The 20,792-nt window shown below is 45.0% G+C and carries 17 protein-coding genes; 8 read left to right on the top strand and 9 right to left on the bottom strand.

Translation table 11 applies throughout. The annotated features are described in order from the left end of the window. Positions 1 to 92: 92 nt before the first annotated feature. The 4 genes from BW716_RS01640 to BW716_RS01625 all read left to right on the top strand — a co-directional run bounded on the left by BW716_RS01640 (position 93) and on the right by BW716_RS01625 (position 3,841). Positions 93 to 503: a DoxX family protein gene (locus tag BW716_RS01640; RefSeq protein ID WP_083720363.1), complete on the top strand. Its 411-nt coding sequence runs from the start codon at positions 93 to 95 to the stop codon at positions 501 to 503. A gap of 31 nt (positions 504 to 534) precedes the next feature. Next, the gene (locus tag BW716_RS01635; RefSeq protein ID WP_083720362.1) at positions 535 to 945 is read left to right on the top strand and encodes a thioesterase family protein; all 411 of its coding nucleotides are present in this window, start codon (positions 535 to 537) and stop codon (positions 943 to 945) included. Positions 946 to 967: 22 nt separating this feature from the next. Further along, positions 968 to 2,218: a CinA family nicotinamide mononucleotide deamidase-related protein gene (locus BW716_RS01630; RefSeq protein ID WP_083720361.1), complete on the top strand. Its 1,251-nt coding sequence runs from the start codon at positions 968 to 970 to the stop codon at positions 2,216 to 2,218. Between the two features lie 213 nt (positions 2,219 to 2,431). After that, positions 2,432 to 3,841 carry a dihydrolipoamide acetyltransferase family protein gene (locus tag BW716_RS01625; protein WP_083720360.1) on the top strand — a complete coding sequence of 470 codons (1,410 nt, stop codon included), beginning with the start codon at positions 2,432 to 2,434 and terminating at the stop codon, positions 3,839 to 3,841. A gap of 478 nt (positions 3,842 to 4,319) precedes the next feature. On the opposite strand, the gene BW716_RS01620 is transcribed toward BW716_RS01625, so the two are convergent. Beyond that, entirely contained in the window at positions 4,320 to 4,649 is a 330-nt protein-coding gene (locus BW716_RS01620; RefSeq protein ID WP_072361796.1) for an RNA-binding protein, read from the bottom strand. A 206-nt stretch (positions 4,650 to 4,855) separates the two neighbouring features. On the opposite strand from BW716_RS01620, the gene BW716_RS01615 reads away from it, so the two are divergent. After that, the gene (locus BW716_RS01615; RefSeq protein WP_083720359.1) at positions 4,856 to 5,575 is read left to right on the top strand and encodes a hypothetical protein; all 720 of its coding nucleotides are present in this window, start codon (positions 4,856 to 4,858) and stop codon (positions 5,573 to 5,575) included. A gap of 98 nt (positions 5,576 to 5,673) precedes the next feature. Here BW716_RS01615 and BW716_RS01610 read toward each other — a convergent pair whose 3' ends face one another. The 4 genes from BW716_RS01610 to BW716_RS01595 form a co-directional block, all read right to left on the bottom strand. Further along, complete coding sequence (locus BW716_RS01610) at positions 5,674 to 6,288, bottom strand: DUF4230 domain-containing protein (protein WP_083720794.1); 615 nt, start codon at positions 6,286 to 6,288, stop codon at positions 5,674 to 5,676. A 154-nt stretch (positions 6,289 to 6,442) separates the two neighbouring features. Next, complete coding sequence (locus BW716_RS01605) at positions 6,443 to 6,958, bottom strand: cupin domain-containing protein (RefSeq protein ID WP_083720358.1); 516 nt, start codon at positions 6,956 to 6,958, stop codon at positions 6,443 to 6,445. A 128-nt stretch (positions 6,959 to 7,086) separates the two neighbouring features. After that, the gene (locus tag BW716_RS01600) at positions 7,087 to 7,893 is read right to left on the bottom strand and encodes a DUF6597 domain-containing transcriptional factor (protein WP_083720357.1); all 807 of its coding nucleotides are present in this window, start codon (positions 7,891 to 7,893) and stop codon (positions 7,087 to 7,089) included. Between the two features lie 243 nt (positions 7,894 to 8,136). Beyond that, entirely contained in the window at positions 8,137 to 10,887 is a 2,751-nt protein-coding gene (locus tag BW716_RS01595) for a S9 family peptidase (RefSeq protein ID WP_143708684.1), read from the bottom strand. A gap of 426 nt (positions 10,888 to 11,313) precedes the next feature. On the opposite strand from BW716_RS01595, the gene BW716_RS01590 reads away from it, so the two are divergent. Genes BW716_RS01590 through BW716_RS01580 form a run of 3 tightly spaced genes read left to right on the top strand, consistent with a single transcriptional unit; the run spans position 11,314 to position 16,818 of the window. Continuing rightward, on the top strand, positions 11,314 to 14,400 hold the full coding sequence (locus tag BW716_RS01590; RefSeq protein ID WP_179090963.1) for a SusC/RagA family TonB-linked outer membrane protein: 3,087 nt from the start codon (positions 11,314 to 11,316) through the stop codon (positions 14,398 to 14,400). A gap of 16 nt (positions 14,401 to 14,416) precedes the next feature. Next, on the top strand, positions 14,417 to 16,045 hold the full coding sequence (locus BW716_RS01585; protein WP_083720355.1) for a SusD/RagB family nutrient-binding outer membrane lipoprotein: 1,629 nt from the start codon (positions 14,417 to 14,419) through the stop codon (positions 16,043 to 16,045). A gap of 11 nt (positions 16,046 to 16,056) precedes the next feature. After that, on the top strand, positions 16,057 to 16,818 hold the full coding sequence (locus BW716_RS01580; RefSeq protein ID WP_179090962.1) for a DUF4397 domain-containing protein: 762 nt from the start codon (positions 16,057 to 16,059) through the stop codon (positions 16,816 to 16,818). A gap of 34 nt (positions 16,819 to 16,852) precedes the next feature. Here BW716_RS01580 and BW716_RS01575 read toward each other — a convergent pair whose 3' ends face one another. The 4 genes from BW716_RS01575 to murC all read right to left on the bottom strand — a co-directional run bounded on the left by BW716_RS01575 (position 16,853) and on the right by murC (position 20,736). Next, positions 16,853 to 17,716, bottom strand: a complete 864-nt coding sequence (locus BW716_RS01575; RefSeq protein ID WP_083720353.1) for a DMT family transporter — start codon at positions 17,714 to 17,716, stop codon at positions 16,853 to 16,855. A 50-nt stretch (positions 17,717 to 17,766) separates the two neighbouring features. Further along, positions 17,767 to 18,531: a polyprenol monophosphomannose synthase gene (locus BW716_RS01570; RefSeq protein WP_083720352.1), complete on the bottom strand. Its 765-nt coding sequence runs from the start codon at positions 18,529 to 18,531 to the stop codon at positions 17,767 to 17,769. A gap of 69 nt (positions 18,532 to 18,600) precedes the next feature. Continuing rightward, positions 18,601 to 19,374 (bottom strand): 3'-5' exonuclease, encoded by a 774-nt coding sequence (locus tag BW716_RS01565; protein ID WP_083720351.1) that lies wholly within the window; start codon positions 19,372 to 19,374, stop codon positions 18,601 to 18,603. Between the two features lie 9 nt (positions 19,375 to 19,383). Next, positions 19,384 to 20,736: a UDP-N-acetylmuramate--L-alanine ligase gene (gene murC / locus BW716_RS01560; RefSeq protein ID WP_083720350.1), complete on the bottom strand. Its 1,353-nt coding sequence runs from the start codon at positions 20,734 to 20,736 to the stop codon at positions 19,384 to 19,386. Positions 20,737 to 20,792: the final 56 nt, after the last annotated feature.

Raw genomic sequence — 20,792 nt, 5'->3', positions numbered from 1 at the left:
TCTGCCGGAGGCAGATGCAACTTCACCAATTTCATACACTATCAAAAAATCAAAGATTTATATTTGTGCAAAGATCAAACCATTTTTGACATATGAGCAAACTGTTTTCCTCTAAAGCATCCAACGGTGCAATCAATTTCTCTCTTTTGTTACTGCGCGTGGGCTTTGGCGCCCTGTTGCTGTGGAACCATGGTCTCTCTAAATTAAAAGGATTTTCGGGGATGAAGGATACCTTTCCTGATCCATTGCATATAGGTCACGCTGTTTCCCTGGGCTTAGCAGTATTTGCAGAGGTGTTCTGTGCAGGACTGGTAGTAATAGGTCTTCTGACCCGCTTAGCCACTGTGCCTGTGATAGTTACGATGGGTGTGGCATTGTTTATGATCCATGGTCATCAGTCACTGAAAGATCAGGAACCAGCTATATTGTACCTTGTTCCTTTCCTTGTGATCCTGTTCAGTGGTCCTGGAAAGTTCAGCCTGGACAATGCAATCGGTAAATAAGTGCTGTAAATGAGAAAGTTAAAGCAAAGATATGTTTATAGAGACGACACAAATCAGGGTACGATATGGAGAGACAGACCAGATGGGGTACCTTTATTACGGGAATTATGGCTTATATTATGAAGTAGGACGTGCAGAAGCCATCCGTAAACTGGGCTTTACATACGCCCAGCTGGAAAAAGAAGGCGTAATCATGCCAGTGGCAGAGCTGAATGTAAAGTACATACGGCCGGCATACTATGATGACCTGATAACCGTGAAGACTATACTGAAGGAGATGCCAGTAGATCACAAGATCCGGTTCCATTCAGAATTGTACAACGAAAAGGGCGAGTTGCTGAATGTAGGGGTGACCACACTCGTATTTTTACATGCAGATACCAAAACGAAATATGGCCTGCCTCCGGTAATGCGGGAAGCTTTAGCGCCTTTTTTTGAATAGCCTGTAATATAATAACAATACTATGGAAGGGCAAAAGGTAGTAGCCAGTATCATCACAATTGGCGATGAATTACTGATCGGACAGACGATAGATACGAATTCGGCGTGGATGGCGCAGCAACTCAATGCCATGGGTATATGGGTGCATCGCCGGGTGGCGATTGGCGATGTGAAGGAAGCCATCGTAAAGGCATTGGACGATGAGAGCGCGCTGTCGCCCATCATATTGATCACAGGAGGCCTGGGGCCTACTGCAGATGATATCACCAAACCTACGCTGGCAGAATATTTTGGCGGCACAATGGTGAGGGATGAAGCCACTTATAAACAGGTGATGGAGTTCTTCGAAAGCCGTGGACTGCCTCCATTACAACGTAATATGGATCAGGCACTGGTGCCGGATGTATGTACCGTATTGCATAATAAGCGGGGAACCGCACCGGGTATGTGGTTTGAGAAGGATGGTAAAGTGTTCGTATCCATGCCGGGTGTTCCATTTGAGATGAAAGGTCTGATGGAAGATCATGTGTTGCCACGATTAAAGGAATATTTTCAGACACCGGTGGTCGTGCACCAGACATTGATCATTGCTGGAATGGGAGAGTCCTTTGTAGCAGAGCGTTTGGTGGATTTCGAAGCACAGCTGCCAGCCAATATCAAACTGGCGTATCTGCCTTCGTATGGTACCATCAAACTGCGCCTCACGGCCCATGGACAAGATAAATTATCGACAGCTGCTTCATTGTCAATGCAGTTTCACCAGCTGAAAGATATTTTGTCAGACATCGTGGTGGCAGATCAGGATCAACCGATGGCAGAGGTGGTTGGTCAGTTGCTCAAGGAAAAAGGTAAAACCGTAGGTACGGCTGAAAGCTGTACTGGTGGCTTTATAGCACATAGTATGACACTGGTGCCGGGTAGTTCCGCATGGTACAAAGGCAGTGTGATCAGCTATGCGAATGAAATCAAAACCCGTATTCTGGGAGTAAAACCTGAAACACTGGCGGCAAATGGAGCGGTGAGTGAAGCGGTGGTAAAGGAGATGGTACGTGGAGCACTGGCTCATTTACAAACTGACTATGTGATAGCCGTATCCGGCATCATGGGGCCTGATGGTGGAACACCGGAGAAGCCTGTGGGTACGGTATGGGTAGGAGTAGGTAGTGCGCATGAAACAGTAGCTGCGAAGTTTCAGTTAAGATATGATCGGTATTTGAATATTCAGATGACAGCGGCTTATGCAATGAATGAGCTGCGGAAGATCATACAGTAAATATGTATTTGGCAGCGGCGTATGCAATGAGTGAGCCATGGAAGATCTTTCAGTAAATGATTCAGATGTCAGCAGCCTATTTATAGAATGAGCTGCGGAAGATCATTCTATAAAATGATGTTCATCAGAAAGGCTGCATGCATCTTCCCCATTCCTGATTATTAGTATTTAATTCATACTTTTGTTTTCTATCAAATAGTTAAACGCAATCTTATGGCCATTGTAGAACTGGTAATGCCCAAGATGGGAGAAAGTATAATGGAAGCCACCATATTACGCTGGCACAAAAAACCGGGAGATCAGGTAAAAGCTGATGAGACTATCCTGGAAATTGCCACTGATAAGGTAGACAGCGAAGTACCTTCTATCGCCGATGGCGAAATTACCGAGATACTCTACGCAGAAAATGATGTCGTTCCGGTAGGTGCTGTGATAGCACGTATCAACACGAATGTGGAAGCCGCAGCCACTGCGCCTGCGACCACTCCTGAAGCGCCTGTACAGCAACAGGCCGAAGTGGAGGTGGTAACGCCACAGGAGGAAGTACATGAGCCTCAGTTTACAACTGCTGCTGGCCCTCGTTTTTATTCTCCGCTGGTGCTGACGATCGCACAGCAGGAGGGTATCGGTTTTGCCGAACTGGAGAAGATTCCGGGTACAGGCACTGAGGGTCGTGTGACTAAGAAAGATATACTCAACTACGTTGAATCCAAGGCGAAAGGTTTTGTGCCTACCGCTACGCCAATGCCGGCCAGGGCCGCAGAAGCGCCAGCACAGGAACAAGCTCAGGCTCAACCACAGACACAAAAACAATCAGAGCCTCAACCACAATCACAGGTACCTCAGGTACAGCAGGTGCAGGTACAACCACAATCACAAGCTAATTCCAATGGTCACTCCGTATCTTACAATGGTACTGCAGAGATCATCGAAATGGATCGTATGCGCAAACTGATCGCTGATCACATGGTGAGAAGCGTGCAGACAAGCCCGCACGTGACCAGCTTCGCAGAAGCAGATGTAACAAATATTGTTAGGTGGAGAGAGCAGGAGAAGAAGAACTTTGAAAAGAGAGAAGGAGAGAAGATCACTTTCACACCGCTTTTCATAGAAGCATTGGTAAAATGTATCAAACGCTTCCCATTATTAAATAGCTCTCTGGAAGGTGATAAGATCATCATCAAGAAAGATATCAATGTGGGTATGGCGGCAGCACTGCCTACCGGTAACCTGATTGTACCGGTGATCCGCAATGCAGATCAACTAAACCTGGTGGGATTGACCCGGCAGGTAAACCTGCTGGCGAACGCTGCACGTAATAATAAATTAAAGCCGGATGATACCCAGAATGGTACCATCACCCTCACGAATGTGGGTAATTTTGGTAGCCTGGCGGGTACGCCTATTATTAACCAGCCGCAGGTAGCGATATTGGCAGTGGGTACAATAAAGAAGCGTCCGGTGGTGATAGAGACAGAACATGGGGATACGATTGCGATCCGACATATGATGTATCTGTCAATGTCTTATGATCATAGAATTATTGATGGGGCATTGGGTTCTACCTTCTTAAGTGCGGTAGTACATGAGTTAGAGAACTTCGATACACATCGGGAATATTAATGGGCTTTGCCTCGGCTTCAATTGCCCGCTGATGGCGAACCTTTTTAGCGAAGAGCGCTTTCACCTTGTGGTGGGAGCGCTTTTTTACTTGTAATGAGGGCACTTTAGACTAATGGTAAGTGCTTTTTTTACTTGTGGTGATGCTACGCTGGACTAGTGGTAAGCGCATTTTTTTACTTGTAAGTAGACCACTTTTTACTTGTGGTAGGAGTACTTTTTTTATTGGAAGAGGTAGGAAATAAGAAGGAGGGAGGAAGACCTTTTGGGGAGAGGGAGTAAGCCTTTTCTTTCAGGGTTCAGGATATAAAAAGCCTTCAATGATTAGGAGTGCTATTTTGTTTTTTCCCGAATAGCATCCAGGAAATTCACTAGGAATTGAAGGGTCATTTTGTTGCCATCAGGGCATAAAAAAAGCTCCCAATCGGAATTGGGAGCCTTTAATTTCTTGACCGAAATAAGCTTTGGGCCAACAGAATAATTAGTAACGGCCACGGCCACCGCCGCCACCATATCCGCCGCCACCGCGGTTTCCACCAAATCCACCACCTCTTGAATTATTATTCGGTTGTTTAGGTCTTGCTTCGTTTACCATTAGTTGTTTGCCTTCGATTTCAGTACCGTTCAAACTATCCATAGCCTTGCTACCTTCTTCCTGGTTTGGCATTTCCACAAAACCAAAACCGCGTGAACGGCCAGTCTCATGGTCCTTGATAATTTTTGCAGAAGTTACCTCGCCAAATTCGCTGAATATCTGGTGAAGGTCCGCATCGTTCAACCTGTAGTGCAGGTTGGCTACGTAAATGTTCATGACTAAAAAATTAAAAAAATGAAAAATAATACTGAAGTTAAAGAAATAAGTTCAATAAATGCATCAGCCCTCAAAATTATTTCCTGATAGGAATTTTTGGGGGTCATTTTGACCCTGAAATCCCCATGGATACCACCAAAATGGGGGGTGGAATATGCGTTTTTTTTTGTAAATTAAGTGTGATAATCCATTAATTTATCTTTAATATGAAGAGTCTGAGCGAAACTTGGTTTGCAGACGGTTATATTGATTTTGAGTCAAAAAAGTACTCTTTACTGGCTTATCTTCAACAAATCAACCGTTATTTTAATGAAAACAAGCTGTATCCGCAGCTGGGAGACCTCATTTTTCACTTTAACAATCTGGTATCTTTCAGGGACAACAAACAGTACCTCCAACAACAATTTCCCAAGAGACTGACTGCTGTGAATATTGAACGTCTACAGTTATTGTATGAACAGATCATCGCGGATGATGAGCTGATGAAGGAGCTGGAGAATATTATTCAGTTCGCTATGTTCCGGATGAATACTGCCATCAAAGATGGTACTGAAATCTATGAATTTGTAGAGGACAGTCTGCGGATTTCCCCCGTAGGGCTGATTCCCCTGGATTCTCAGGAGGGGTATTTCTTTTTGTGTGATGGCCGGCAACAGGAGACTTTGGTATATGAGTACAGGCTAAGCATTTTTGAGCGGCATGATGAGAAGTATAGGGGGATTCATACAGAGTACCTTGAGTCATTTGCTAAAGATCTTGTTCATTCCTGCGAACATATCAAAACTACGCTTATTAAGAAACGGAAGAAACTCCCGAATCCTGCGGTGTACCGCGTGGAAACGAAGCTGACCTTTCCTGTAAATGAAACATTGTTACCGATCGCAAAACGAAGTCTCGTAAAATACATAGCCAATAATGCCGCCTAAAAACATTACGTGCGATTGAAGGAGCTGCCTCAGGCAGCTCCTTCAATCGCACGTACACAAAAATTTCAGGTCGGGTGAAGCCCAACCTGAAATTTTCGCTAATTGAGGGTGGGGGCCTTTTCGCCATCAAATTCCACTATTAACTCGTGATCCTTTAACCACGGTTTATAATATTCTTTGATAATCTTCACCACCTTCTCCTTACTCTGATTCACATACAACTTATTCCCCTCCATTTGCCCCCTCGATTCAGTATATAATTTCTTCTGCACATCCGTATACGTCTCGTCATCCGAAAACAACAACCAACCTTTCCTATTCGCCGTCTCCATCCTGTCTACCCTTAACTCATAACTCAACAACTTCGGCTCTGGCAACTTCACCACAATCTTTTTATCAGTAATCTCCACCTTAAAATTCAGGGAATCCACATCCACTCCATACTTCGCCACATAAGGCACCGTCACCCAAATTGTATTCTCTACAAATGCTTTTTTCATATTACTCATCCAACTCCCATCATTCGCCACATTGCTCCTCTTGATCGTCGCATTCCCCTGCACTTCCAAACTTGCCAGCTCCGCAATCTCCCTCACAATCATGCTGTTTGATAATATCTCCTGGTTCACATTCTTACTCCCAAACTGTTTTCCCTGCCAAAAGAGTAATAATGCAAACCCTACAATTATCAAAAACCGTAAAAACTTTTTCATATTGGCAATCATAAATTATCTGGTTAATTTAACCATCATTGAGCTGATAAATTCAGTCATCACTATCAGGTTAGCTCATCCACCAGCTAACAGTTATTTGATAAATTCAGTCATCACTATCAGCTATCTGATTGACTCAGCCCTAAAGCTTCAGCTACCTCGTTAATTCCTCCACAATCCCCGCATGGGCCGGGTACGCCTTCTGCAATTCCGCCCGATCCCCCAACTCAAAATCCGCAAAATCAAACCCCGGCGCCACTGTACACCCTACCAATGTATATCCATCTTCCACCTCTACCCTCGAAGCAAACCAACTACCCGCCGATATCACCAACTGTGGCATTTCTCCCAAATGCACATGCTTCCCCAGCTGATGCACCACGAGTGCCCCCTCCGGCTTAATCTCATATATCGTGAGTGTATACCCATCATAAAAATGCCACATCTCATCCGCCGCTATTCTATGAAAAGCAGAAAAATCTCCAAATTCCAGCAAAAAATAAATCCCCGTCGATGCATTCCGCTCCCCCTTAAAGGTAGACGGCAATACCGACGTCGGTACTTTCAAAGCCGCCCGGTAAGTTTCCCGGAAAGACCCGCCTTCCACATGAGATTCCAATTGCAAATGTTCACGCCAGTACTCGGCGTTGTGGTTATGGTTGAGCATCATAGAGATCAGTATGAGCTACAAAGAAAGCAAAAAAGGTGCCTCGAACAAGACACCTTTTTCATTGTATAGTAAAAATTATCTGCGCATGCAAAAATTCAGGCAGGGAAATAGAAGTATTATTCCTATCGTTATGCTACCGCCATCGTCTGTGATACCGGCATCCTCGCTATCGTACTCTCAGAACCCTTAAAAAACTGAAAATCCTGATTAAACAAATCCTGATCATAAGACTCACTCTTCGTAATAAATGACTGCCACTGCTCTACATTCATCTGCTGCATATGCCTCATCGCATCTCTGAATCGCAACATCCTGGCATACAACTGTGGCGTAATTCCAATCACCTCCATAAACTTCCTCTCCAATGTAGGACGGGAAATCTTAAACTTCCTCACCAACCTTTCTATATTCACATGCCCCTGATGACGCAACATATAATCAGCCACTTCATCCATCTGCTTCAGTGAATGCTCCTGTGTGGCCATCATATCAATAAACACCTTATCCAGCACAACATCCAACTGCATAAAATCAGTGGTTTGCTGTATCGCTTCTACCAATTGCTGCCACTGCCCACTATCCTGCTTCAGCAAATCACGATAATAATTGTTGAAAGCAGACATGTTCAGTCCGGCCAGTTTATAACAACCATACGCATTCAGCTGTACAACCGTCATCTTCACCGGTCCTTGTACCCTGATCGTATGATGACAGGTAAAATGTCCTACCACAGCTGCTTTAGGTAGTGTAAAAGAAGGATGTTGTTCAGGCTGAAAAGTTACTTCACCTTCCTGTAAGAAAACCATATACAGATCACCCAAAGAAAACAGGTTCTGAGGAAGATGTAGCAAGCCATCATTGTCATTGTGTAAATGATAGTAATGCTTTACATAAGGGGCAAGCGATGCTGCCGGGGAGTAGATACGGAAGTTCATAGGATCAGCACGTTAGGTGGTTAGTCGGTTAAAATCACAATCCAATCAGGGTCTCATTTCTCATACAAACATAGAACTTAGATTGTATATAAAAAAAATTAATTTGATTGGACTGAGACACAATAATTTATAACGGATAAATCGGGCTAAAAGCACTAAGGGCCGCAATTTGCGGCCCTTAGTGCTTTTGATTTATATCCCTGAAATCAGTTAGTTATCAGCAGTTTTGCCCGGCATCGGACATTAGTTTTTCTCTACATCCCAACCCCAGTTTCTCCCCTTATCCAACGCAGGAACCCCTTTCGAAATCCACTCAGGCGCAGGTGCCCCCTTCAGAAAATGATCAAAGAACTGTTGCTCCCTACGGGAAATATCCTTCCTATTCTGCCGCTGTATCAAATTATGTGCTTCATTGTTGTAATTCAGCATCCACACCGGTTTTCCCAGTCTGCGCATACCTGTAAACAGCTCTATCCCCTGATACCAGGGCACTGCACCGTCCGCATCATTTGCCATGATAGCCAATGGAGTAGATACATTTGGCAGGTAGAAGAGGGGAGAATTCTCAATATACAACTCCGGTTTCTCCCACAGCGTAGCACCAATACGGCTCTGAGACCGCTCATACTGGAACTGCCTGTTCATGCCACTTTCCCACCTGATACCACCATAAGCACTTGTCATATTTGCCACTGGCGCACCCGCCCATGCTGCACTGAACAACTTAGTAGCTGTGATCAGGTATGCCACCTGATAACCACCCCAACTCTGCCCCTGTATACCCATCCTGGTACTATCTGCCCATGAATGTGCTGCCAATGCACGTGCTCCACTCACTACATAGTCATACGCACTCTTGCCCGGATGCCCTTTTTCATAATGTATATCAGGCACCAGTACCAGGTAACCTCTGCTCACAAAGAAAGAAATATTCAGTCTGGAAGGTGTTGGTGCTGGTGGAATATACCAGTATAATTGCTCAGACAATTTCTCATAAAAATACATTAGCACCGGATAAGACTTCGTACTATCAAAGTCTTCCGGTTTGTACAAAATACCTTCAGCCGGCTGACCATTATAAGCCGTCCATTTAAAGAGAGAAGCTGTACCCCAGTTGTATTCCGCCTGCTGTGGATTGAGATGACTCAGTTGTACAGCATGTGCAATATCGCTACCACCATATACATCTGGCGATTGCTGATAATTTTCTCTGGAATACAAATAGTAATTCGCATTATCTGCCTTCACCAGTTTTGTATAGTTGTAAGGCCCCATTACTACTGGTTTCAAATTACTCTTTGTACTTTCTGTCGTGTAATAACCGTTTTCTTTTGTGATATCATTGTAAGTGACTAACACCAGCTGCTGACCTGCTTTCAGGAAGCGTTCATCTTTAGTCAGTTTCACATAGCGGAACACCAGCTGCTGTTGTCTGCCCGTACCACCTGTAATCATTACTGGCGCCTGCTTTCCGGAAGGATCTACTTTCCAGATGTCATACCTGTCATAGATATACACAGCTGCATCCTTTTCCAGCCATGCTGCGATACCATAGCTACCCGGTGTTTCCGGCTGATCATCTTCTTCATCATATACCTGAACAGGAATGTTGGAGGTGATATTACGCGTAGTACCTGTAGCAGTTTCGTATGTGAAATAATGTTTTTGATTCAGGTCATACCAGATCACATATTTTCCATCAGGAGAAATATAAGATGCACTATCCAGATCTTTGATGATGAGTTTACGTGAAGCATCTGTAATACGCAGCAGGTAAGATGTTTTCAACGTACCGCCTGTCCACTGTACTGCCACTCTCTGACCTTTATCTGTATAGGCAATTGCATAATCACTATTCCCTTCATCAGCAACCGTCACATTATCCACATCTTTATCTGCGAGTTGCAATACTTTTTTATTATTAGGAAAATAAAGAGCGAGGAAATTCTTCTGCTGATCTTTTTCCAGGTTTTTCAACTGCATCGGTTGCAGGTAATCATCCAGGTAATTCCAGATATCTACTTTCGCCACTTCAAAGTCTACGATATTCGTATCCTTCGCCGCCGGAACAGGTGCAGAACCAAAGAATAATCTTTCACCGTTTTTGCTGAACCATACTTTACCATTTTGACTCACAGACCAACCTGCCGGAAACGCTTTGGTGTTCCTGTCTGCCACAATTGCACCAGTATCCTGACCAGCAGTATAGTAATACAATTCATAGAACTGTTGTAGTGCTTTTACGCTATCGCGGGTATTTACCCAGGCTGCTTGTTTACCTGCATCATCAAATGAAAGTTGTGTTCTGTTACCAAAACCTCTGCTCAGTGTATCTGCTTTTCTCGCGCTTACATCCCAGCGAAGCAGGGCATCATGCGTAGTAGAATCTTTTTTATCTGCTACCAGTTCTACGAGCAGGTAGTTACCAGTTTTACTGATCACATAATCCTGTACGTTTTTTATGGTATCCTGTTGTTGTTTATTGAGCGATACAATCACCAGGTTGCCGCTACTCGTATCCACCTGTGTTTTTTCCAGCAGGTAAGCGAGTACACCGCTGCCTTTTTCAGGCGTTTTGAAACTGCGGATGGTACCAGTTTTGTATACAGTATCTGCACCCGGATATAAGATCCCCAGTGAGTCTTTCGGCATTTCTGCCGTTTTTTTCTTTTTAATTTTTGCCTGTCTTACAGCCGCAAAAGTGGGTTTAATGGCAAACACCACATATCGGTTATCTTCCGTAATAACCGGTGTACTACCACGGGGCACCGAAATTTGTTTCTTTGATTTTGTGTCGTAGATCACCAGAGAAGCATCACCTTCCTGTGGTGTAATGGTGTAAACAACCAATTGTCCATTGTTGCTGATGACTTTGGTGCCAATGCTTTGCCAGCTGTCATACACACTTTGATCGAGTGGTTTTTTTGCTGGTTGTTGCGCATAGGTGAGAAGAGATATGCCGGATAGAACGGCTGTAACCATCATTTTTTTCATATGACTACCAAATTAAAAAAAATACACTTCGCAAATCCCGTAAAAAGTATGAAAGGTTAAATAAAAATAATAGTATTTTCTCCCCAATGCCGCTTTATGCATGAATCAACAAACATATTTGCATAAATTGGCCAAATAAATGCGGGAATATGCGGTTTTTTTATTTGTTTTATGGTGAAGGGTAAGTATACCAGTATGTAAGAATTTTTATCAACCAGCTTTAACTATTGAACTTTTTCATTCATCTGAGCCGTAGTCACATTTGATCGTAAACAATAGCACTATGTAGCTACAGGGTATTCATTTACTGAGGTACACCAGTTACCACTCAGTTTATTCTGGTTTGTTGAAACTGCGCAATCTGCGCAGCAGGGATACTTTTGCCTATTTATTCATAAAATCAATGCTATGCGAAAATTTGCCGGAATGATGATAGTCCTTCTACTATCCTCATTATTACATTCATTTGGTCAGACGGCGCCGGTAACAGGTACCGTATTGGCAGAAGACGGGAAAACCCCTTTGATTGGTGTAACTGTAGTCAACACTACAACCAAAAAAGGGACCCAAACCGATGCCAGCGGCCACTATACCATCCCCGCTGAAAAAGGACAACAACTCATCTTTTCGTACATCGGCTATGGCATAGTAAGAATCAATGCCAGCGATGCCGCCAAAGTCGTGATGAAACCCAGCAATGGTGAACTCGGCGAAGTTGTAGTCACTGCCATGGACATCAAGCGTAATGCCCGTGAACTCGGTTACTCCGTACAGCGTGTAAGTGGTGATGAAATCGCCGCCACACAACGTGAAAACTTTGTCAATGCTTTACAAGGCAGGGTAGCCGGTGTGACCATCACACCTACCACCGGACAGGCAGGCTCCGGTTCCTCTATCGTACTCAGAGGTTTTAACTCCCTCTCCCTGAGCAATCAACCACTATTCGTCGTAGATGGTATCATCGTGGACAACCAGACCCTGAACCAAAGCTCCAATGGCGGTGCAGGTATCGGTCTCGTATCCGACATGGCAAACAAAAACAGTGATTACACCAACCGCGCTGCCGACATCAACCCCGCTGATATCGCCAGCATCACCGTACTAAAAGGCCCAGAAGCCACTGCATTGTACGGTAGCCAGGCCAGCTCCGGCGCCATCGTGATCACTACCAAAAGAAGCAAAGGAAAAGGCATTCACATGAGCTATGACAATAGCTTCCGTACACAAAAGATCACCCGCTTCAATAAAGTGACCAATGCTTACAACACTGGTACAGACGGTGTGTACAGCTCCATCTTCCAGTCAGGCAGCGGTACTTTCTTTGGTCCTAAATACAGCGATACCACCAAACTGTATGATAACGTACACAACTTTTTCAGAACCGGTTTTACCCAAAGCCATAACCTCGGTGTTGACTTTGGTGTGAAGAATTCCGGCTTCCGTTTCTCTGCATCTTACATCAACCAGGATGGTGTGATCCCTAACAATAATTACAAGAAACTCAACCTGCGCTTAAGCAATACTACCAAAATCGGTAAGCATGTTGAAATCACACCCAGCTTCTCTGTTATCAACAGTGTGAACAACAAACCCCTGAGAGGTGCCGGCGGTTACCTGCTGGATTTATACCTCTGGCCTACCGATCATGATATCCATGACTGGCAGGATTCTACAGGGGGCAAAGCTACACTCGTAGCGGGCAACTCTCCGAATGCAGAAGTAGACAATCCCGTATTCAGTGTAGAACGTAACCTGAGCCAGGATAAAAATAACCGTTACATCGCTACTTTGGGTATCAACATCAATCCATTCCCATGGCTGGCAGTAGCAGGTCGCTTCGGTTACGATGCCTATCACACCGACGGCTATATGTTATACAACCCTGATTCCTACAATGTTACTGCCGCACAGAATGGTGCACTGGAAAATTACTACCTGAAATATTGGAGTTATAACCACACCATCACTGCAACTGCTACCAAGAGTTACAAGAAGTTCAATGGTCGCGTAATGATCGGTACCATGTGGCAGGATAATGAAACAGGTATGTATGCCGTAAGAGGTACCAACCTCACTGACCCTATGGGTACAGACAGCAGCAATACAGATCCCACCACCCGTACCCGCCTGCTCAGAAATGCAAAAGGCCTGTACAACATGAGCATCAACAGGAATATCGCTTACTTCGGCGAAGCAGCCATCGGCTACAGCGATCTCGCATTCGTGAGCTTCACACAGCGTTTCGAAACAACGAGCATCATGCCAGTTGCCTCCCGCAATTATAACTACCCTGGCATCAGCGCCAGCTTCATTCCAAGTGAAGTGATTCCAGGTATGAAAACCAGCAAGGTACTGAGCTACTGGAAAGTCCGCGCTTCCATGGCGAGTACCGCACGTCTCTCTTCACCCTATGCCAACCAGTCTGTATTTGTGAATAACCTGGCTAGTGGTGGTGGTTATTCATATGGGTATACAAATGCGAATCCTAACCTGAAACCGGAAAGACAAAAGACCTTTGAAATAGGTACAGAGTTCAGAATGTTCGATGGTAGAATCAATGCAGAAGTTTCTTACTACAATACACTGGTGAAGGACCAGATCGCTGAAAATTTCCGCGCCAGCTATGCTACCGGTTTTATCCTGAATACCATGAACGCGGCCTCTACCCGCAATAAAGGTATCGAAGCCATGATCTCTGCTACACCCGTGCGCAAAAAGGATTTTGGATGGGACCTGACCCTGAACTTTAACAAGATGTACAACAAGGTACTTGCCATCCCAAGCACCCTCACTGAATATTATATCGCTGATACCTGGGTGTACGGCAATGCCAGAGGTGGCCTCAAGAAAGGCGGCGCAACGACTACTATCACAGGTTATCACTATTCCCGCAGCAACAAAGGTGATATCCTCATCAATCCTTTGACAGGCCTCCCTGTTATCGATGCTACCTTCGGCGTGATCGGTGATCGTAATCCAGACTTCACCCTGGGTATCAACAATACCCTCCGTTATAAAAAATGGACATTGAGTTTCCTCTGGGACCTGAAAGTAGGCGGCGATATATTTGACGCCACCGACATGTACCTGACCGTACAAGGTAAAGGCATCAAGACTGCCGACAGAGAAACTTCCCGTATCATCAAAGGTGTGCTGAACGATGGATTGCAGAACACAGACAAACCTACAGAAAACAATATCGTAGTACTCCCTTATCGCCAGCAGGCTTACTACACCAATATGCCTGAAGAAGAATTCATCCAGAAAGATGTGAACTGGTTCCGCCTCCGCGATCTGACCATCAGCTACAACTTTGGCAAGTGGAAAGGTATCAGCAACATCGGTGCATTTGCCACCTTCAATGACCTGGTGCTGATCACCAACTACAAAGGTGCAGACCCGGTGAGCAATGGAAATACTTCTGCCAACAGAGGCGTAGGTGGATTCGGATTTGACTATGGCAACCTGCCTGCTCCGGTGAGTGCCAACTTTGGTTTAAGGGTTTCATTTTAATTAAAAAACTACAGGTATGACTAAGAATAAATTGTTGAAATATGCCTGCTTGGGCGCTATCATAGGTATGCTGGGTACGGGGTGTAAGAAGCTGATTGATGATGCCTACACCAATCCCAATGCGGATGTGGAACAACCGATCGAAACATTATTGCCCAACCTGATCTCTAACCTGGTTAACAGTTATACGGCCAATGGTACGAACTATGGAACCGTAGTAGATAACTATTACACCGGGCGTTATATACAATATTGGTGTGCAAATGCCAATGGCAATCAATACGACAAAATGGGAGGCGCTACGGGTTCCAGCGATATTATGGGGAACCTGTGGGCTGCCCACTATTATGGCATGGGACAAAACCTGAACAAGGTAGTAGAGTGGGGGATTGAACAAAAAAAATGGGATTACGTAGGTGTAGCCTATGCACTGCGTGCCTGGGGATGGCTCAGTCTCACGGATCAATATGGTGAAGTAGTGTTGAAAGAAGCGTTCAACACCAGCCAGGATCAGTTTGACTACGACTCACAGGCCGATGTATATGATACTGCCAGAGCTGTTGCTTTTCGTGCACTGACTTACCTGAACATGACTGGTGATAGTGTAAGCGCTACCAACCTTGCCAAAGGCGATGCTTACCTCTACAATGGTGATGTGAATAAGTGGAAGAAGTTTGTATATGGTGTGCTTGCCCGTTCTTACAACCATCTCTCCAATAAATCTACTTACCAGCCGGATTCTGTGATCAAGTATGCAGATCTGGCCATGAGCAGCAATGAAGACAATGCCATTTACAGAGTAGCGAATGCATCAACCAGCGCGACTAAAAACTACTTTGGTCCTTTCCGTGCAAACATCGGTTCTCTCGTACAGGGCGAGTATATCGCCAACCTTGAAAGTGGCAACAACACCGTCTTCCCGGTAGCTGATCCCCGTGCTTACTACCTGATTCGTGAAAACTTCAATGGCACCTTCAAAGGTATCCGCCCTAACTATGGCGCTACTGGTAGCACAGGTTTAGATACTGCCGACCTGCCACGCAACTATTGGGGTGGTCAGTATAGTTCTTCCAAATCTCTGAATCCACGCTACCTCTATGCAGATGATTCTCCATGGCCGGTAATGACAGCTACAGAAATGCAATTCATGAAAGCAGAAGCGGCTTATCGCAAAGGTGATAAAGCCACTGCTTTGACTGCCTATACAAACGCAATCTCTCTCAGCATGGATATGATGTTGGATTATCCTACAAACATTCCGGCGGGCAAGGAAATGACGGCTACTGCAAAAGCCACTTACATGGCCAATGCCAGTGTGGTACCTACAAGTGCAGCGAACCTGACCCTCACACATATCATGCTGCAAAAGTACATTGCTATGTATTGCTTTGGTGTAAATGAAGTATGGGTAGATATGCGTCGTTTCCACTACACAGACCTCGACCCTGTTACAGGTGCGCAGGTATATGCAGGATGGACGCCACTCAGCGCTGCTGATCTGTATATCAATAACAACCAGAAACTGGTTTACCGTTGTCGTCCAAGGTACAACTCAGAATACCTGTACAACATTCCTGCACTGACAGCATTGGGTGCTTTGGAACTGGATTATCATACGAAGGAATGCTGGTTTTCACAACAATAAAAATATTCGATATGCGTAGATTCATATTAGCAGGTATGGCCTTATTGATGGGGATCACAGCCTGTAAAAAGGAATTCACGATTCATGCTACGGAAGAAGGAACAAGCGGGAAAGCGTATTTGAAAGTAGTACATGCATCAACAAACCTGGATACATTCAATATCTATGTGGGAGGTACAAAAGTGAATGGTGCGGCCATCACTTACAATGGTATCTATCCTGTATCCGGTGTCAATTCTTATCTCACCATTGACCCGGGTACACAAACAGTAGAGCTGTTTAAACCCGGTACCTTAGTTGGTGATAGCATCAGTTTACAAAGCTTCAGTGACACTTTCGAAGCTGGTAAATACTATACTTTTATTCTCACCAGTGCAGGGCAGATCTTTACACAGGATGCATTCCCTACACCTGATACCGGCATGATCGATATCCGTTTTATTCACACGGTCTTAAATGATACCACCGGTAAAACCGTTGATCTCTACTCCGCCAAACATGGTGTGGTAGCGGCCGGACTCAGTCCCGGTGAATTGAGTGATTACATCCCCGTTGCTTACAATGTAAACATAAAGGATACGCTCTATGTGACCCGTTCTGCTTCGTCAGCAACACCGTTGTCAGGAAGGGCTGTATTTGCTACCATGGCATTGACGACAGGGAATATCGCGAACCTTACTGTACAACGCAGTTACACCGTTATTTTCAAAGGAAGCATATCTGTGACATCTGGTACTAAAGCCCGTGGTTTGATCGGGTATGTACATTATTAAAATAAAAGAAGCCGCCTTATAAAGGCGGCTTCTTTTATTTTGCTATCACTCTTCGCATCTGCAAAAACACCGAAAGAATAATACACCCCAACCCCGCATAAAACGCCCAACTCAACTGCTTATTCTCCTGAAACAATACAAACGCTATAATAATACTATAAACAGGTTCTAAATTAAAAGTCAGATTAGTCGTAAACGAACTCACCTTCTTCAACGCCGCCATCAGCAACATATACATACACACCGTACACGCCCAGCTCAATATCAGCAAATAGATCAGATCCGTCGTAGACGGCAGTAAGAAATGTTGATTCACCACACCTAAATACATCGGCATAAATAACGACAACACCACAAACCCTACTAACAACTCATAAAACGTAATCGAAGGTGAATCATAATGTGTAAGCAACTTCTTATTCACAATCGTAAACAGCGCAGCAAAAACAGATGACACGATCCCCATTATAATCCCTGTATGATACTGCGAATCAAAATGGAAAATCATCACAATACCCGCCAGCGTAATCCCACTCAACATCAACTCTCTCACATCAAATCTTCGCCGGCTGATAATCGGATCTAACACCGCCGTAAACAAACTTGTCAATGAAAAACAAACGACGCCGATACTTACATTCGAGTACTTAATACTCCCATAAAAGAACAGCCAGTGCATAGCAATCACCACCCCATTCAATCCAATAGGAACTAATTGTCTCCACGACAGTCGCGACAACATTCCCTTCCAGCGAAATATAATAAACAGAGAAATGACAGTGAATAATAGTCGGTACCAAACAAGCAATCCTTCATTCAGGGAAATCAGCTTCCCAAGGATGCCCGTAAAACCTGCCAGGAAGACTGACAGGTGTAATTGCAGCAAAGGTTTTTTCATTTTTGTATCAGTCCGCTGCCAATAGGCTGAGGCAGCAATATCAGCATTCTCTATTGTTCCTGCTCCTGTAACTGTTCATTCCGCACTCTTCTCTCATACTTCCTAAACAGGCTCTCCCATTGAATCTTGAGCACCCCCAATATTCCTTCTTTCACAATCCCCTTGCTCATCTTGGAATATCCTTCCTTACGATCTATAAAGGTGATAGGCACTTCCTTCACCTTAAAGCCCAGTTTCCAGGCAGTAAACTTCATTTCGATCTGGAATGCATATCCAACGAACCGGATAGCATCCAGGTTGATTGATTCCAGTACCTGTCTCTTGTAACATACGAATCCGGCGGTCGCATCTTTTACACGCATCCAGGTCACGAACCGTACATATACAGAAGCGCCGTAGGAGAGCACAGCCCTATCCCATGGCCAGTTTTCTGTTCTGCCACCTTTTACATAGCGGGAGCCAACGGCTACATCCCCACCTTCAACTGCACATGCATTATAAAGCCTTGGCAGGTCTTTCGGGTTATGGGAGAAGTCCGCGTCCATCTCGAAGATGTACTGGTATCCCTTGGCCAGCGCCCACTTGAACCCATGAATATAAGCAGTACCCAAACCTTGTTTGCCGCTTCTTTCCGAAAGGAAGAGTTCCCCCGGATGTTGCTGCTGTAAGGACTTTACTATATTCCCGGTTCCATCCGGCGACCCATCGTCAACGATCAGAATGTGAAAGTCTTCCTGCAGTGAGAATACTGCATCAATGATCTTCCTGATATTATCCTTCTCGTTGTAGGTCGGAATGATGACAAGCTTTTCCAATCAGCTAAGTGTTGTTTTAGGACTGCGAAATTATAATAATCGGGAAATATGTTCCCTATTTTATAAACATTAAATCTTTTTTAACATCATACTGTGGTAGATGTCTGTGAGTTTTTGCTTGGTATTCAAAGGGAAATCGGCCTTCATCATCCAGTCATAATATTGAGGCTCAATCTTCAACACATCTCTTACCGCCCGGCCTTTGTACTTTCCGAAGTTGAAAACTTCTGTGCCGTTCTGCATGATCATGCGGCGGGCAAAGTCAACATATTCTTCTTCTTTGGTAAATTCAGCCAGGGGGTCCACCTCTGATTGTAACTGTTCGTAACGGTCGAGCTGGGCTTCCAGGATCTCGTAAGTAGCGAGTGCATCGGCTTCCGCGCTATGTGCATTCTCTAGATTCTTATCGCAGTAGAATTTGTAGGCCGCGCTGAGGGTACGCTTTTCCATCAGATGGAAGATCTTCTGTACATCGATGAATTTACGTCCTTTCACATCGAATTCCAGTCCGGTACGGAGGAATTCTTCTACCAGCAGCGGTATGTCAAAACGGTTTGAGTTATATCCGGCTATATCGCAATTGTCCATGAACTGTCTCAGTTCATTCGCAGCCTGTTTAAATGTAGGACAATCCTTCACATCTTCATCACTGATTCCATGAATGGCAGTGGTAGCTGGAGGGATCGGCATGCCTGGGTTGATGCGTCTGGTTTTTTTCTGAATGCTCTTGTCGGGCATTACTTTAACGATCGCAATCTCGATGATACGGTCTGTGGCCACATTGGTACCGGTTGTCTCAAGGTCAATAACGGCCAGGGGCCTTGTAAGTTGCAGTGATGGCATGACTGATTTTTATAAATACTTTGTGAGCGAAGGTACGTTCATTCCTTCATAATCTCCTGAACTCATCAGCAGGAGGTTTGCATTCTGATAATTTTGTGCGTCCAGAAACGCCTGCAGATGCTCTCGGTTATTGAATACCTGGAGGTCGTTTCTGCCAAATCCCTGTGCAATGCCTTCCGGCTGCAGATCTGGCATACGCTTGATTTCCAGGGCATGACGGCTATAAAATACGGCAGGCACATCTGCCTTGTCCATAGCACCCTGGTACTGCACCATAAAGGCAGCATTCAGGCTGCTATAAGTATGTAATTCCAGTACAGCGATCAGCTGACGGGATGGGTATTGTTCCTTTAGCGCTTCGATCGTGGCCTTCACTTTGGACGGTGCATGGGCAAAGTCGCGGTAAATAGCGCAATGATCATTTTTGCCTACCAGTTCCAGTCGCTTCGCTGCCCCTTTGAAGGTAGCGATGGCGGATAGAAACGTAGTATCATCTACGCCCAGTTCGTTGCAAACCAGTCTGGCAGCGTGCATATTCAGCAGGTTATGGTCGCCGAATACCTCCATTTCTTTGGTTTGACCACCAAAGGTAACGCTGGTCACGCCATTGTTGATCTGGTGAGGAGGTACGCCATAAGGGACCAGTTTCAAATGACCGCCTTCGGCATTCACGAGCTTCACCAGCTCAGGATCAGTATCGTTATAGATCAGGGTGGCACCCTCTTCCATGGTTTTGATAAAAATGGAGAACTGCTCCAGGTAGATCTCATATGTAGGGAACACATTGATGTGGTCCCAGGCAATACCGGTCAAAACAGCGATATGCGGGTGGAGGAAATGGAACTTCGGGCGCTTTTCGATTACAGAGGCAGGGTATTCATCTGCTTCCATCACGATGGTGGGTGCACTGGTGATGTTCACGGATTGTGCAAAACCGGCCAGACGGGCACCTACAAGGTAATCGAAGTCCTTGCCTGCCTGTTGTAACACATGCATAATCATAGCAGTAGTGGTCGTTTTACCATGACTGCCACCGACTGCCACACGTTTCTTTTGCAGACTTTCCTGGTAGATATATTCGGGGAACGAGTAGATCCTGAGGTTCAGCTCTTTGGCTTTCAGGAGTTCAGGGTTGTCGCCACGGGCGTGCATACCAAGAATGACAGCATCCAGGTCATGGGTAATGCGGGAATCATCCCATCCCATGGTAGCAGGCAGAATACCTGCTTGGCGCAGGTTGCTGAGAGCAGGCTCGAATATTTCGTCGTCGCTCCCGGTCACCTGGTAACCCTTTATCTTCAGTGCTATTGCCAGCTGGTGCATCACGCTACCACCTATCGCAATAAAATGTACTTTTGTCATATGCAATAAAACAGTTGCCGGTATTTTGCGTTATATTTGAAGTTGTTTAGTCTTTA

Source organism: [Flexibacter] sp. ATCC 35208 (assembly GCF_001975825.1).
In the GTDB taxonomy this organism is placed as follows: domain Bacteria; phylum Bacteroidota; class Bacteroidia; order Chitinophagales; family Chitinophagaceae; genus Chitinophaga.
The sequence above is the reverse complement of the archived record's forward strand: the minus strand, read 5'-3'. Positions and strand labels throughout refer to the sequence as shown.